At 58.2% G+C, this 14,507-nt stretch carries 12 protein-coding genes; 4 read left to right on the top strand and 8 right to left on the bottom strand.

What is annotated here, in order from left to right; translation table 11 throughout:
* Positions 1-5: 5 nt before the first annotated feature.
* The 8 genes from guaA to groES form a co-directional block, all read right to left on the bottom strand.
* Positions 6-1,598 (bottom strand): glutamine-hydrolyzing GMP synthase, encoded by a 1,593-nt coding sequence (gene guaA / locus VVR27_RS00005; RefSeq protein WP_368546545.1) that lies wholly within the window; start codon positions 1,596-1,598, stop codon positions 6-8.
* Positions 1,599-1,672: 74 nt separating this feature from the next.
* Positions 1,673-2,224 (bottom strand): DUF3817 domain-containing protein, encoded by a 552-nt coding sequence (locus tag VVR27_RS00010; RefSeq protein ID WP_368546546.1) that lies wholly within the window; start codon positions 2,222-2,224, stop codon positions 1,673-1,675.
* Between the two features lie 55 nt (positions 2,225-2,279).
* On the bottom strand, positions 2,280-3,230 hold the full coding sequence (locus VVR27_RS00015) for an SURF1 family protein (protein WP_368546547.1): 951 nt from the start codon (positions 3,228-3,230) through the stop codon (positions 2,280-2,282).
* Positions 3,231-3,323: 93 nt separating this feature from the next.
* Positions 3,324-4,451 carry a GuaB3 family IMP dehydrogenase-related protein gene (locus VVR27_RS00020; RefSeq protein ID WP_368546549.1) on the bottom strand — a complete coding sequence of 376 codons (1,128 nt, stop codon included), beginning with the start codon at positions 4,449-4,451 and terminating at the stop codon, positions 3,324-3,326.
* Positions 4,452-4,511: 60 nt separating this feature from the next.
* On the bottom strand, positions 4,512-6,029 hold the full coding sequence (gene guaB, locus VVR27_RS00025; RefSeq protein WP_368546550.1) for an IMP dehydrogenase: 1,518 nt from the start codon (positions 6,027-6,029) through the stop codon (positions 4,512-4,514).
* A 59-nt stretch (positions 6,030-6,088) separates the two neighbouring features.
* Entirely contained in the window at positions 6,089-8,224 is a 2,136-nt protein-coding gene (locus VVR27_RS00030) for an acyltransferase family protein (RefSeq protein ID WP_368546551.1), read from the bottom strand.
* Positions 8,225-8,409: 185 nt separating this feature from the next.
* Positions 8,410-9,999, bottom strand: a complete 1,590-nt coding sequence (gene groL / locus VVR27_RS00035; protein WP_368546552.1) for a chaperonin GroEL — start codon at positions 9,997-9,999, stop codon at positions 8,410-8,412.
* Positions 10,000-10,053: 54 nt separating this feature from the next.
* Positions 10,054-10,344 carry a co-chaperone GroES gene (groES, locus tag VVR27_RS00040; RefSeq protein ID WP_368546553.1) on the bottom strand — a complete coding sequence of 97 codons (291 nt, stop codon included), beginning with the start codon at positions 10,342-10,344 and terminating at the stop codon, positions 10,054-10,056.
* Positions 10,345-10,586: 242 nt separating this feature from the next.
* Between groES and VVR27_RS00045 the strand changes: the two genes are divergently transcribed.
* The 4 genes from VVR27_RS00045 (at position 10,587) to VVR27_RS00060 (ending at position 14,382) form a co-directional block, all read left to right on the top strand.
* The gene (locus VVR27_RS00045; protein ID WP_368546554.1) at positions 10,587-10,994 is read left to right on the top strand and encodes a hypothetical protein; all 408 of its coding nucleotides are present in this window, start codon (positions 10,587-10,589) and stop codon (positions 10,992-10,994) included.
* Positions 10,952-11,791, top strand: a complete 840-nt coding sequence (locus VVR27_RS00050) for an MFS transporter (RefSeq protein ID WP_368546555.1) — start codon at positions 10,952-10,954, stop codon at positions 11,789-11,791. The genes VVR27_RS00045 and VVR27_RS00050 overlap by 43 nt, the downstream gene beginning before the upstream one ends.
* 24 nt (positions 11,792-11,815) lie before the next feature.
* Positions 11,816-13,114 carry a THUMP-like domain-containing protein gene (locus tag VVR27_RS00055; protein ID WP_368546556.1) on the top strand — a complete coding sequence of 433 codons (1,299 nt, stop codon included), beginning with the start codon at positions 11,816-11,818 and terminating at the stop codon, positions 13,112-13,114.
* Between the two features lie 125 nt (positions 13,115-13,239).
* On the top strand, positions 13,240-14,382 hold the full coding sequence (locus VVR27_RS00060) for a glutamate--cysteine ligase (RefSeq protein WP_368546557.1): 1,143 nt from the start codon (positions 13,240-13,242) through the stop codon (positions 14,380-14,382).
* Positions 14,383-14,507 lie beyond the last annotated feature (125 nt).

Below are 14,507 nucleotides of genomic sequence, written 5' to 3' on the forward strand. Positions count from 1 at the left end.
TCAGATTATTCCCATTCAATCGTTCCCGGGGGCTTTGACGTCACGTCGAGAACCACTCGGTTAACCTCAGAAACCTCGTTGGTGATTCGGTTAGAAATCTTAGCCAGCAAGTCATACGGCAAACGCGACCAGTCAGCAGTCATCGCGTCCTCAGAAGAAACAGGGCGCAGCACAATCGGGTGACCGTAAGTACGCCCATCGCCCTGCACACCCACCGAACGCACGTCCGCCAGCAGAACAACGGGGCACTGCCAGATCTTGTCATCCATATCAGCCTTGGTCAGCTCTTCACGGGCAATCGCGTCAGCAGCGCGCAAAATGTCCAGATTGTGCTTGCTGACCTCACCAATCACGCGAATACCCAGGCCAGGGCCGGGGAAAGGCTGACGGGCAACAATCTTCTCGGGAACGCCGAGCTGGCGGCCAATCTCGCGTACCTCATCCTTGAAGAGGGTACGCAGAGGCTCAATCAGCTCAAACTGCATATCCTCCGGCAAACCGCCCACATTGTGGTGGGACTTGATGTTAGCTGCACCTTCGCCACCACCAGACTCAACGACGTCAGGGTAAAGCGTGCCCTGAACGAGGAACTTGATGTCAGCGCCGTCATTACCTGCTTCTTCGATGAGCTTACGCTGGGCAGCTTCGAAAGAGCGAATGAACTCACGGCCAATAGCCTTACGCTTGGCTTCGGGCTCAGTGATACCGGCCAGGGCGCCCAAGAAGCGCTCAGACTCGTCGATGGTGACAACCTTGATACCCATGGTCGTGGCGTAATCTTCTTCAACCTGTTCACGTTCACCGGCACGGAGCAGACCGTGGTCAATGAAGAAACAGGTCAGCTGGTCGCCCACTGCCTTATGGACCAGGGCGGCAGCTACAGAGGAGTCAACGCCGCCTGACAGCGCACAGATGACGCGGTCTTCGCCCACCTGCTCGCGGATCTTAGCGACCTGCTCTTCGATAATGTTTGCGGTAGACCAGGTTTTTTCCAGACCAGCAACATTGAAGAGGAAGTTCTCAAGAGCTACTTGACCGTAGTCAGAGTGCTTGACCTCGGGGTGCCACTGCACACCACCGAACTTGCGTTCTTCGTCCACGAAAGCCGCAACAGCAGCGCCGGGGGTCTGAGCGAGCACACGGAAACCTTCGGGAGCCTCAGAAACGGAGTCGCCGTGAGACATCCATACATTCTGGGTGGCGGGGGTGCCGGTCAGGAAGGAAGAATCCTCAGCACAGAGAACGGCATCGGTGGCACCGTATTCGCGTAGGCCGGTCTGAGCGACGGTGCCGCCCAGGGTCTGTGCCATGACCTGGAAGCCGTAGCAGATACCGAAAACAGGCACTCCAGCTTCAAAGAGGGCCGGGTCACCCTTGGGGGTACCTTCTTCATAGACTGAAGACGGGCCGCCCGAGAGGATGATAGCTGCAGGGTTCTTAGCCAGCACTTTCTCGGTGGACAGGGTGTGGGGCACCAATTCGGAGTAAACTCCGGCTTCGCGCACCCGGCGAGCAATAAGCTGCGCATACTGGGCGCCGTAGTCGACGACCAGTACCGGGCGCTGTTCTAGCTCCTCAAGGGGGTTATGAGTAGTCACGCATGTACCTTTTCGGTTGATTAGTGAGTGTTTGTATTTATTCTATGACAGATAAGACCGGTGGGCACCGGCGCCTAGTAACGCTTGGTGGCTTGAGGGTTAGCAGCCAGCAGTTCTAGAGTCTCGCGGTAGATACGACGCTCCACGATGAAGGAGAGGAAAGGAACAACCCCACCGAGCGCCATCACGATCATCTGGGGTAGAGCCCAGCGCATGAGCAGCCAGAGACGGAAGCAAGAGATGAGGTAGATGACGTAGAACCAACCGTGAATGATCAGAATCCAGGTAGAGATATTGAGCCCGCCGTGGAGGTTACCGGTCTCAAGATTGAGCCAGCCCAGGGCTACGGTTTGACCAGTTTGCGCATCAGTGCCACCGGCGACCAGGTCATAGCCAAAGACGTAGCGGCTCATCATCTCGGCAACAAGCAGCAGCAAGAAAGTACCGGAAATCCAGGCGCACCACTTGTAGAAGGTGAGGGCGCCGCGGATCTGGGTCTCGGTGCCACCGAACTTTTTACGTACGGTGAAACCACCTTTAGTCGCTGCGGTCACAGCACCATCAGCCAGGGTCACTTTTTTACCGTCACCGCGGTGGGTGGGAACAGGGCGGGAATTTTCGCTCATGGTCAGCTTTCGGGTCGGTCGAGGGTTGAAGAAAAGATGAGGCAGGGACGCCAGCCTAAGGCTTCCCCTGGTGAGCCGGAGATGGGGCTACTTCGTCAAAGAAGTAGTAGGCATCATCGGCGGGGTCGTAATAGTAAGGTTTACCGGTTGCTTCATCGACCCAGTACTCCCCCTCGTACTCGAAGTAGAGAGCCGGGTCCTTATGCTTCTCAACAGCATCTTTGAGCAAACGCCACCAGAGATAGAGCGCGAAGCCAGCAAAAACTATCCACTCCACCGCATAGAAAATATTGAGCCAGTCAACCGTCTCATCGGTAACTTGCTGGGCGTTGATCGGGAGCAAGTTCTCCCCCTGCTCCAGCAGGGTTGCCGTGGGTTCAATGGTGCCCTGCTCGGTGAGGGGCGTATCCCCCAGACTCTCAGAGTCTACGGCCAGTATCCCGTTGAACAGCGGAGCGTTCCACAAATTAGTGAGGTAAGAAGAATTAGCAGAACCGATAACCTTCAGGTCTTCGGCACCATCGGTTGCAATCAGGTTGCTGTTGATGGGCGGGTCATTGCCCACTATCCTACCGGCGATGGTGATTTCGCCCTCTGGTTCCGCTGGAATCTCAGCCACCGGCGTCCAGGCTCGTGCTACCCCAATGCCTCGCGGTGAATTCCCAAAGCTGGTGGTCACGGTGTCAGTATCAACCGGTTCGAAGAGGGAAACCACCCAGAACCCCTGGGTGCCATCATTCAGCTTGTTTTCCACCAGGTATGAGGACCCCGAGACATAACTGCCGGTCGCCTCCACCACGGTATCGACCTCGCTGGCATCTAGATAGTCACCGGGTTCAAGAATCTGGGAGTAAGGCCGCACCACATCTTTAGCAGGATCAGCAGTAATCCGCCCTTGGGTAGAAGCTCCCAGCTGCCAGGAGCTGAGTAGCACAAAGCCAGTCACTAGAGCCAGGACGGCCAACAGGCCGCCTATCCAGCGAGGGGTGAATGCTAGTTTCAGCAAGGAATCTCAGCCTTAGAAGTAGGAAAAGTCAAAAAGCCTCTCACCGTAAACCCCGCCCCACCGTCGAGGCGGTGGGGTGCGGGGGGTGAGATGTTAACGGACGTAGGGGGTGACGTTAACGTCGATACGCTGGAAGGATTTGAGGTCGGTATAACCGCAGGTTGCCAGTGCGCGGCGCAGGGCACCGACGATATTGGCGGTACCATCAGCATGTGCACTGGGGCCGTAGAGCACCTCTTCGAGGGAACCTACGGCGCCCAGCTGAGTGCGCACTCCGCGGGGGAAGTCCACTGAATGTGCCTCATTACCCCAATACCAGCCCTTACCCGGTGCTTCTTCAGCGCGGGCCAGGGGTGCACCGACCATAACGGCGTCCGCACCCATGGCGAGCGCCTTAATCATGTCCCCGGAGCGCCCCAGTGAGCCGTCCGCGATCACGTGTACGTAGCGGCCGCCGGATTCGTCCAGGTAATCTGAGCGCGCTGCGGCGACATCAGAGATTGAAGTTGCCATGGCAGCCTGGATACCCAGGCCACGGCGGGTTGTCAGGGTTGCGCCGCCGCCAAGACCAACCAGGACGCCGGCAGCGCCGGTTCGCATCAGATGCATAGCGGGAGTGTAGCCGGTGACGCCACCCACGATAACGGGCACGTCCAGCTCGTAAATGAACTTCTTGAGATCAAGAGGTTCACGGTTAGCAGAGACGTGCTGGGCTGAAACGGTGGTGCCGCGAATGACGAACAGGTCAACGCCTGCTTTGACCACTGTCTCATAGAATTCCTGGGTGTTCTGAGGCGTCAAGGAGCCTGCGACGATGACGCCGGATTCGCGGATCTCAGCCAGTCGAGCGGTAATCAGCTCAGCCTTGATGGGTTCGGCGTAGATTTCCTGCATACGGCGGGTAGCTGCTGAAGCGTCGTCCCCCGACAGTGCGGTGATTTCATCGAAGTAGGGCTGGGGGTCCTCGTAGCGGGTCCAGAGACCTTCCAGATTGAGCACGCCCAAGCCGCCCAATTTGCCCAGGGCAATAGCGGTCGCCGGTGACATGACCGAATCCATGGGGGCGCCAATGATGGGGGTATCGAATTTAAAGGCGTCAATCTGCCAGCTGATATTGACGTCGTTGGCGTCGCGGGTGCGGCGGGCTGGCACCAGAGCAATCTCATCGAGAGAGTAGGTGCGGCGAGCGCGCTTGGACATACCGATTTGAAGATCAGTCATGGTTTCCTTATCCCCGAGCTGTGAGCCTGCTCGGTCAATATCAGCTGGTGTGCCGGGTCTTTAGCGGCGGTAGTTGGGTGCCTCAACGGTCATGGTGATGTCGTGGGGGTGCGATTCTTTCAGGCCTGCGCTGGTGATGCGCACGAACTTGCCCTGGTTCTTGAGCTCTTCAACGGTATTGGCGCCCACGTAGAACATGGTCTGGCGCAGGCCGCCTTCTAGCTGGTGAAGCACAGATGAGATGGGGCCGCGGAAGGGAACCTGACCCTCGATACCTTCAGGAATGAGCTTCTCTTCGGAGGATACATCCGCCTGGAAGTAACGGTCCTTAGAGAAAGACTTCTTACCACCGCGGGACTGCATAGCGCCCAGGGAGCCCATGCCGCGGTAAGCCTTGAACTGCTTACCGTTCACAAAAATCAGGTCACCGGGTGATTCAGCGGTACCAGCAAGCAGGGAGCCGAGCATGACGGCGTCCGCACCAGCTACCAGTGCCTTGCCAATTTCGCCGGAGTGCTGCATGCCGCCGTCAGCGATCAGGGGAACACCTGCAGGAATGGCTGCCTTAGCTGATTCATTAATTGCGGTGATCTGGGGGACGCCCACGCCGGCGATGATGCGGGTGGTGCAAATGGAACCGGGGCCTACGCCCACCTTAACAGCATCGGCGCCGGCATCGATGATGGCCTGGGCACCGGCGCGGGTTGCGGCCTGGCCGCCCACAACATCTACGTGAGCTGCGGCGGGGTCCTTCTTCAAGCGGGAAATCATATCGAGCACACCCTGGGAATGGCCGTTAGCGGTATCCACGAAGAGTGCGTCAACGCCGGCTTCTACCAGACTCATGGCTCGCTCGTAACCATCGCCAAAGAAGCCAATGGCGGCGCCCACGCGCAGGCGACCCTCGTCGTCCTTGGTGGCGCGGGGGTACTGCTCGGTCTTGGTGAAGTCCTTGATGGTAATCAGACCGGTGAGCTTGCCGGCTTCGTCAATAAGGGGCAGCTTTTCAATTTTGTTATCTGCCAGGAGTGCAAAAGCCTCGTCCTTACTCATCCCCTCGTGCCCGGTAATTAAGGGCATCTTGGTCATAACCTCGCGGACCAGGGTAGTTTCAAAGGTGGACTCGGGCAGGTAGCGGGTGTCACGGTTCGTGATGATACCCATCAGCACACCGGACTCGTCCACCACGGGCAGGCCCGAAACCTTGAAGTGACCGCAGAGTTCATCCAGCTCTGCCAACGTAGCATCGGGGCTAACGGTCACGGGGTTAGTAATCATGCCCGATTCGCTACGCTTAACGCGGTCCACGTGGTCGGCCTGATCCTGAACAGAAAGGTTGCGGTGGATAACGCCCATACCGCCCAGGCGGGCCATAGCAATCGCCATGGCTGACTCGGTCACGGTATCCATAGCTGCTGAGATAATGGGTGACGCAATCGAAATACGCCTGGTCAGGCGGGTGGTAGTATCCGCATCTGACGGAATGACGTCGGTATTACCGGGCAATAGCAGAACGTCATCGTAGGTGAGTCCGGTAAAGCCAAAGGGGTCTTCGCTCAGGGCGGTGGGGGTGGTCATGAAAGTTTCATTACCTTTCAAAGGGTAGGTGAGGCACACTGCTGTCAATCTTAGTCGGGTTAGCCGTCTTGCGCGAGTGAGGGTTGCAGGGCAGAATCTGCCCGGTCTACGGCATCCAGCACTCGCTGGTCAAAATAGTCGCCCAAGGTCTCGATGTAGGTTGCGGTGATGTGGTCATAATCGAAGTAGGTATAGACATTGCCGATAGCCGGTGGGCAGGCATTATCTGGGCAGACTAAATCTGACAGGTTGACCGCTGCGAAACCTGGGTAGCTCTCCTGGAGGGAAAGTTGGGGGTCATCCAGAACGTCCTGGCCCGGGCCCATAATGCAATCATCAGCGCCTCCAAAAGCGTCCATGCAGTCCTTATGCATCTTTGACATACGCGGTGTATCCCGCACACCGATGACACTGGTCCCCTGCTCGGTCAGCTGCGCGATGTGCGGCTCAAGCCCAGTGAAGAGCACATCAGGTTCATCGGCAAGCGAGCGGGTACCGTGCACAAAGACGGTGTCTGGGTTCTGGGTATCAATGAATTCCCAGGACGCCTGCGCCCACTCATCGCAGTTAGCGCCGCTGGCAAAGGAGGCATTATCTTCTTCAGTCAAGAAGCAGCCGGGCCGAATATTAGCAATCAGCTCCCAGCCCTGGCTCTCAGCTAGTGGGCGCAGGGCGGTAAGCCACATCTGCATGTGCGAGTTGCCCACCACCATTACCGTGCGGGTGGGGTTTTCATGGGCTACCGGCACAGTGCAGCTACCCGCCAGTTCTTCGAGTACCGACATCTCAGGTCTTATCTCAGCGCAGGAATCACCCAGCTCGGCCCAGTCAGCGTCCAATACCGCTCGTATGGGGATGACGGGGGCATCCTGGTCCCCCTCGTAAGCATAGTCTGAATCAAGTACGGCAGCGCCCACGTTATTGATAGCGCGGTTAGCCTCAGCCTGCACCGCCTGGCGGTGAATTGAGGAGGTCCAGGCATGGGCGGGCATAAGCCCGGCTAGCAGGCAGGCTCCCACCATAACTAGCCCCGTAATGGTTGAGCGGTTGGGCAGCTTCCAGGTGCGCAGAGGTTTTTCAACGAGGCGGGTCAGTAGCCAGGCAAGCGCCATGGAGAGAACGAGCAAAATCATACCGGCAAGAAAACCCGCCTTTTCCTGCTGGGTATAGGAGAGATAGAAGACCAGAATGGGCCAGTGCACCAGGTAAAGGGCATAAGAGAAGCCACCTAAAGCCAGCAGGGGCTTGGCGGTCAGCAGTTTTTCAGGGCCAAATCTAGTGCCGGTATCTCCAGCAGCAATCACACAGGCGGCGGCTAGGGTGGGCCAGAGCGCCACATACCCCGGGAAGCTGCCGTTAACATCCAGAACGAAGCCACAGGAAATAATGGCAATGATGCCCGCCCAGCCCATCACCGCGCGTAGGGTACGGCGCAACTTTAGCTGGGGCAGCACTAGGGCCACCAGAGAACCCAGCGCAAACTCCCAGAGCCTGGCCCAGGTATCAAAGTAAGCAGTGACCTGGCTGGATTCAGTCTCACGGATGGAGTAGGTCAGCGATACCGCGAAAATCAATGTAAAAATGCTGATGAGAACAGCGCGCACTCCTCTACCCTTTAGGGCTCGAATCAGAAGTGCAGCCAGCAGAAAAATGAGTGGCCAGAGCAGGTAAATCTGCCCCTGCACCGACAGGGACCAGAAATGGCGCAGAGGAGATGCCTGGGAGCTATCAGTGGCATAGTAGTCCACCGCGTTATCAATGGACCACCAGTTCTGCTGGTAGAGCACCACGGTGCCCGCCTCATCAAGGATGCTCAGCCAGCGCTCAGCAGGAATGAAAAAATAGGTGCCCAGCAGGGTGAGTGCAACGGTCATGGCGGCTAGGGGCAGCAGTCGTTTGAAGGTGTGCACCCACTGGGCAAAAACAGCCCTCAGCCCCGGCAAAAGACCACCGGCGGCAAAAGTTCCGCTTTCAATACGGCGAGCAAAAGAACCGGTCAGCAGAAAAGCTGAGATGAAGAGAAAAACATCCACACCGCCCGATACCCGACCAAACCAGAAATGGTAGGCGGCAACGAGTAGCAAAGCGAGTGCGCGTAAACCTTGAATTTCAGGGCGCCAGGAGCGCTCGCTCGAATAGATGCGGCGGCTCTGCCCAGTGCTGGTGTGGTGGTTCATCACTGCGTGCCCGGTCAAGGCAGACTCCCTCCCTGCTCTTTAGCCAGCATGGCGCCTCAGCTGGGGCGCTGAGGTGGTACTGGCGCAATCCATAAAGGGTTTAGTTTACCGCTCCATCCTTAGCATCAGCTTGAGAAAACACGAAACTGCCCGCTACGGTGGCTAAGACCATAGCGGGCAGTTTTCCCTGAGAAAAGAAGGGGCTACTTGTTGTCTTCTTCCTCAGCAGGTTTTTCGACCACGAGGGTTTCGGTGGTCAGCACCAGGGCAGCGATGGACGCCGCGTTTTCCAGAGCTGAACGGGTCACCTTGACCGGGTCAATGACGCCGCGGGCAATGAGGTCTTCGTAGACCCCGGTTGCCGCATTGAAGCCATGACCGATGGGCAGCTCAGCGACCTTAGAGGTCACTACATAGCCGTCCTCACCAGCGTTCTCAGCGATCCAGCGCAGGGGCTGGACCAGGCCGCGGCGGACGATGTCCACACCAACCTGGGCATCGCGGGAGCCAGCTTCAAAACCATCCAGTGCAGCCAGGGCGTGCACCAGGGCGGTACCGCCACCGGCAACAATACCCTCTTCAAGGGCTGCACGGGTGGATGAGACTGCGTCCTCAATGCGGTGCTTGCGTTCCTTGGCCTCAACCTCGGTTGCAGCGCCGACCTTGATGACACCGACACCTCCGGACAGCTTTGCCAGGCGTTCTTTGAGCTTTTCGCGGTCCCATTCAGAATCCACGCGCTCGATTTCGCGGCGCAACTGGTCAACGCGCTCAGCAACCTCTTCAGAGGTGCCGGCACCTTCGACGATGGTGGTGGTGTTCTTGGTGACGGTGACGCGGCGAGCGCCACCGAGCTGGTCCATGGTGACACCGTCAAGGGTGATACCCAATTCACCGGTAACAACGGTGCCCTGAGTGAGAACGGCGAGGTCCTGCAGAATCGCTTTGCGGCGGTCACCAAAACCGGGTGCCTTGAGAGCAACCACGTCTAGGTTGCCGCGCAACTTGTTGACGACCAGGGTGGACAGGGCTTCACCGTCTACGTCCTCGGCAATGATGGTCAGGGGCTTCTTAGCCTGAACAACCTTTTCAAGTACGGGCATAATTTCAGCCACGGTTGAGATTTTGCCCTGGTAGAGCAGAATAGCGCTGTTTTCCAGAACGGCCTCGGCACGCTCGGGATCAGTGACGAACGAGGGTGAGAGGTAGCCCTTATCGAACTGCATACCCTCGGTCACTTCGAGTTCAATCTCGGTGGTGGAGCCGTCTTCGATGGTGATGACGCCATCCTGGCCCACCTTCTTGAAGGCCTCTGAGAGCAGTTCACCGATCTGAGGTGACTGGGCTGAAATCGCTGCCACGTGGGCAACTTCTTCGCCCTCAACGCCGCGAGCGTTCTCTAGCAGACGCTGAGAAACTAACTTAGTTGCTGCCTCGATACCGCGCTTGACCTCACCGGGTGCTGCGCCGGAGGTAACGTTGCGCAGACCTTCAGCAACCAGTGCCTGAGCAAGGACGGTTGCGGTGGTGGTGCCGTCACCGGCAACATCGTTGGTCTTGGTGGCAACTTCTTTAGCCAGCTGCGCGCCCAGATTCTCGTAGGGGTTCTCAAGCTCAATTTCACGAGCGATTGAGACGCCGTCGTTGGTGATGATGGGCGCACCCCACTGCTTATCGAGCACAACGTTGCGGCCGCGGGGGCCAAGGGTTACCTTGACCGCGTTCGCGAGCTTATCAACGCCGGCTTGCAGGTGTTTGCGGGCATCATCATTGAATTCAAGCTGTTTTGCCATGAATCCTCTATCTCCTTTGGTCTTTATCTAGGGTGGTTGAAAAGATAAAGGGTCTTAGGAGACAACGGCCAGCACGTCGCGTGCTGAAAGGATAAGGTACTCGCTGCCGCCGTACTTAACTTCAGTGCCGCCGTACTTAGAGAAGATGACAATATCGCCTTCTGCTACGTCAACGGGAATGCGGTTGCCCTTGTCATCGACGCGGCCGGGGCCAACAGCGATAACTTTAGCTTCCTGGGGCTTTTCCTTGGCGGTATCGGGGATTACGAGACCGGATGCGGTGGTCTGCTCAGCTTCTACGATCTGCACAACAATGCGGTCTTCAAGCGGCTTGATGGTAGCCATGTTCTTGCTCCTTCTAGGGCGTAAACGTTAGGGGTTGACCTGCGCTAAAACTGTCTGCGGTGTCGTCGCGGTGCCACCGACTACAGATTTAGCACTCTAAACGGTCAAGTGCTAACTAAAACTTTAGAACGTCTCTGCTTACGGGGCAACCGGGCCAGCAGGTTTCGCGGTGAGCGCACCGCGGTGGGGCTATGATGAAGTGGTTTCAAAAGTGAGCCAAGCCATAAGCAAGGAGGGATAGCGTGATCAAACTTCTGTTTTGGCCGGTGCTGGTGCCCTCCTTCCTCTTTGCCGCAGCCCTGGGAGCTATCACCCCTCTCATCATTCTTGCGGCCATCGACATAGGAATATCCCCTGCAGCAGCTGCCCTCCTCATGGCCGCCTCGGGTGTTGCGGCACTTGCTTGTACGGTTCCGGTGGGCGCAGCTATTGACCGGGTGGGCGACAAGAGGGCCATGACTCTGGCTACCCTGAATGCAGCCGGCGCCCTGGCGCTGACTATTCTGGCTCTTGCCGTGCCTTCAGGCTGGTCTATTGCCCTCTATATCGCCGGTCATTTGTTGCGCGTGCCTGCCAGGTTGCCTGGGGATTGGCGCGCCAAGCTGTGGTGGCTGAAACCGTTGCCGCCAAAGACCGAGGCAAGGCAATGACGTCCTTGGGCGGGGCACAGCGAGCAGGTTTTCTCGCCGGACCGCTGGTCGGTTCCCTCATGCTCATTTGGCTTCCTCTCTGGACCGTTTTTGCTTTCTCCATCGTTCTGGTTTTAGCTGCAACGGTACTGCTGCGAATCCCCCGCTTTAATTTAACCTTTGATCGGGCAACTGCCCAGGCCAGAGAAAACAGGGCAGCCGCCGAAACAAGCCAACTATCGGTTGCTTGGAACACCGTTTTCATTGCCGGCATCGGAGTCAGCCTTCTCTCGGTGGCCCGGGTGAGCCAGCCCATTCTGGTAGCCCTCTGGGGGCTGCACCTGGGCTGGTCCGAAGCCCAGATTTCCTTAGCCATTGCTCTGGGCTCTGCTCTGGAGATGGTGCTCATGTTCCCCGGCGGTTACTTGAAAGATCGGGTAGGGCGCTCCTTTATCCTGAGTCTGTGCCTCGTTTTCTTTGGCGGAGGCTTCTTGCTGGTGCCTTTCTGGGGCGGTAGCTGGGGTTCCATCTTTGCCCTCGTCTGTATGAGTGTGGGCAACGGTCTGGGCTCCGGTATCAACATGACTATCGGTGCTGACCTTAGCCCGGACACCGGCAGGGCCAAGTTTTTGAGCATCTGGTCCATGTTCTCCCAGGTGGCTGTTGTGGGTGGTCCCTTGGGTATTTCGGCGGTGCTCACTGCGTTCGCCCTACCGGCGACCTTTATCTTGGTGGGATCTCTGACCATCTTCGGAGCCGTTTGGGCACTTGCCACTCAACCGATTACTAAGCTACCTACCGGTTCCCGGCGGAGTTAGATAGCACCACTAGAATAAGAAACGATGACTAGCTTTATTCCAGCACCAGCCGCCCCTTTCAGTGAAAAGTTGCTCACCGCCGTCCGCGAATTCACCCCCTACACAGCTGATACTGCCCTTGCTGCCGCGAGTGCGCTACGGTCCAGGGGGTTTACCCCCGAAGAGACCTCAGCAGTGCTGACCCAGGCAAAACTCCGCACCCAGGCTACCAATAAGTTTGGTGAGCACGCTGCAGAGATGCTGCTGACCGAGGCAGGGTATGAGCAGGCAACCAGGGCAGCTGTGGGGGCGCGTCACGCCCAAAGATTTGTGGACGCAGGTCTCAGATCGGTAGCTGATTTGGGCTGCGGAATCGGGGCTGACTCTCTCGCCTTTGCCGCCGCCGGTCTGGCGGTCACAGCGGTGGAGCTTGACCCGGTAACGGCGGCTTTCAGCGCCCATAATCTGCAGGTTTTTAAGACCGTCCAGGTGCTGGTGGGCAATGTAGAAGAGGTGCAGCTAGAAAACCTGATCACGGTCTCGGGGCAACCAGTAGAGGCACTCTGGCTAGATCCTGCCCGCCGCGAGGTGGAAGGCGGCGCCACCACGTCCCGGCTCTTTGACCCCGAAGCTTTCTCCCCTCCCCTGTCCTTTGTAGAGAAGCTGGCGGCCACCGGCATTCCCATGGGCGTCAAGATGGGCCCCGGCCTGCCCCACGAGCATATTCCCGAAGGCTGCGAAGCTGAATGGGTGTCCCACGGCGGTTCGGTGGTTGAGGTGGTGCTCTGGTTCAATGCTCTCGCCCGCCCGGGAGTGCGACGGGCGGCCAGCGTCCTCTCATCTCACCCCTTAGAGCCGGAGTTGCTGGGTGAGATTACCTCGTCCCACGACTCCCCGGACCTCACTGGAACTCACGAACATGAACCCCTTGTGGGAGAACTCAGCAATTACATTGCTGAGCCCGACGGCGCGGTGGTGCGTTCCCATCTGGTCTCTGATCTTGCTCATCAGCTGGGTGCCCAGCTACTGGATGAAAAGATTGCCTACCTGACCTTGGGTGCCCCCGCAGAGACTGCCCTAGCTCAGATTTATACGGTTCAGCAGGTGCTTTCCCTGCAGGATAAGACGCTCAAGCGGTGGGTTAAGGAGCAGGGCATCACCACCCTGACGGTGAAAAAACGCGGGGTCGATATTGTGCCCGAGCAGTTGCGTGCCAAGCTCCTGGCAGGAGTTAAGAAGAAAAAGGGAGCGGCGGCGGTTCCCGCCACCCTAATTTTGACGCGTCTGGGCAGCGGGGCTGAATCTCGGCGGCTGGCTATCCACGCTAACCCGGTGCAACGATAAGACAGCCTGTGCGCTGTGAACCGTCCCTTACCGTTTTTTGTCTTTTTCATGACGCAGAATTCGGCGCCACCCTAGCCCAGCCCCTAGACTAGAAACAGCCTACTGACTAGCCCCCGGAGCCGCCCATGATGCCCTTTAATGTCTCAGAGCAGTCCACCATTGGCGTGGAATGGGAAATCGCTCTCGTTGACCCGGCAACCCGCGAACTGTCCTCGCGTGCCCCTGAGGTGCTGACTGCACTCAAGGAGCACCACCCTCAGCTACTGGTGCCGGGCAAGACTCAGCCCCATATCACCGGAGAGTTTTTAGATAACACCGTTGAGCTGGTGACCGGTATCTGCCGCACCCCAGCCGAAGCCTCAGACCAGCTGCGCGAAGCGGCGTCCGCCCTCAAAGAGGTCACCGACAGTCTGGGGCTAGGCTTCTTCTCCGCAGGAACGCATCCCTTCTCACGGGCCCTTGAGCAACCGGTCGCCGATAAAGACCGTTACCAGAGGGTGCTGGACCGCTCCCAGTTCTGGGGCAAACGGCAGATTATTTACGGCGTGCACGTGCACACCGGCGTGGATTCGCGCGATAAAGCATTGCCGGTACTGAACGGGCTGACCAACTTTTACCCTCATTTACTGGCACTTTCAGCTTCTTCCCCCTTCTGGGAAGGTGAGGACACCGGCTTCGCCTCCCACCGTGCGCAGCTCTTCCAGCAGCTGCCGACCAGTGGGCTGCCCTTCACCTTTGAGACCTGGGAAGACTACGAATCCTACTTGGGCGATTTGTTGGCAACCGGTGTCATTGACGAGCCCAGCGAGAACCGCTGGGACGTCCGCCCGGTGCCAGGCTACGGGACCGTTGAGATGCGCGCCTATGACGGGCTTGCCTCGGTGCGCGATATTGCAGCGCTGACGGCTTTCACGCAGTGCCTGGTGGAGTGGTTTAGCCGCCAGTTGGACGCCGGTGGGCGTGTGGAGCCGTTGCACCCCTGGCATGCTCAGGAGAATAAGTGGCGGGCAGCGCGTTACGGCACCGAAGCCATCATCATCATGAATAATCGCAACGAGGAACGCCTGGTCACCGAGGACGTGCTGGGTCTGCTGGATAAGTTGGAGCCGGTTGCCCGTGACCTGGGCTCTAGCGCAGAATTAGCTGATGTTGAACGGATGTGTCGTGAGGGTGCTGGTTACCAGCGTCAGCGCCGGGTTGCTGCCGAGTACCAGGGAGACCTGCGGGCTGTGGTCGATGACCTGGTGGCTCAGGCGCAAGAGCTTTAACATAAACATACTTGAAGGGCAGCGCAGACGGGTGCCCTGAAGGCGGCAGACCACCCTGTCCACTTAGCAAGGCGCAAGTAGGCGCGTACGCAGCCGACTGGTTCGGGGCTGGCGTGAATCGCGTG

The organism is Rothia sp. LK2492 (assembly GCF_040946345.1).
Classification (GTDB): domain Bacteria; phylum Actinomycetota; class Actinomycetes; order Actinomycetales; family Micrococcaceae; genus Rothia; species Rothia endophytica.

What these genes read in the sequence shown, in the direction of transcription:
- VVR27_RS00010 (WP_368546546.1), bottom strand. Translation starts at nt 2,224, where the DNA reads ATGAGCGAAAATTCCCGCCCTGTTCCCACCCACCGCGGTGACGGTAAA.
- VVR27_RS00020 (WP_368546549.1), bottom strand. Translation starts at nt 4,451, where the DNA reads ATGACTGATCTTCAAATCGGTATGTCCAAGCGCGCTCGCCGCACCTAC.
- guaB (WP_368546550.1), bottom strand. Translation starts at nt 6,029, where the DNA reads ATGACCACCCCCACCGCCCTGAGCGAAGACCCCTTTGGCTTTACCGGA.
- groL (WP_368546552.1), bottom strand. Translation starts at nt 9,999, where the DNA reads ATGGCAAAACAGCTTGAATTCAATGATGATGCCCGCAAACACCTGCAA.
- groES (WP_368546553.1), bottom strand. Translation starts at nt 10,344, where the DNA reads ATGGCTACCATCAAGCCGCTTGAAGACCGCATTGTTGTGCAGATCGTA.
- VVR27_RS00055 (WP_368546556.1), top strand. Translation starts at nt 11,816, where the DNA reads ATGACTAGCTTTATTCCAGCACCAGCCGCCCCTTTCAGTGAAAAGTTG.
- VVR27_RS00060 (WP_368546557.1), top strand. Translation starts at nt 13,240, where the DNA reads ATGATGCCCTTTAATGTCTCAGAGCAGTCCACCATTGGCGTGGAATGG.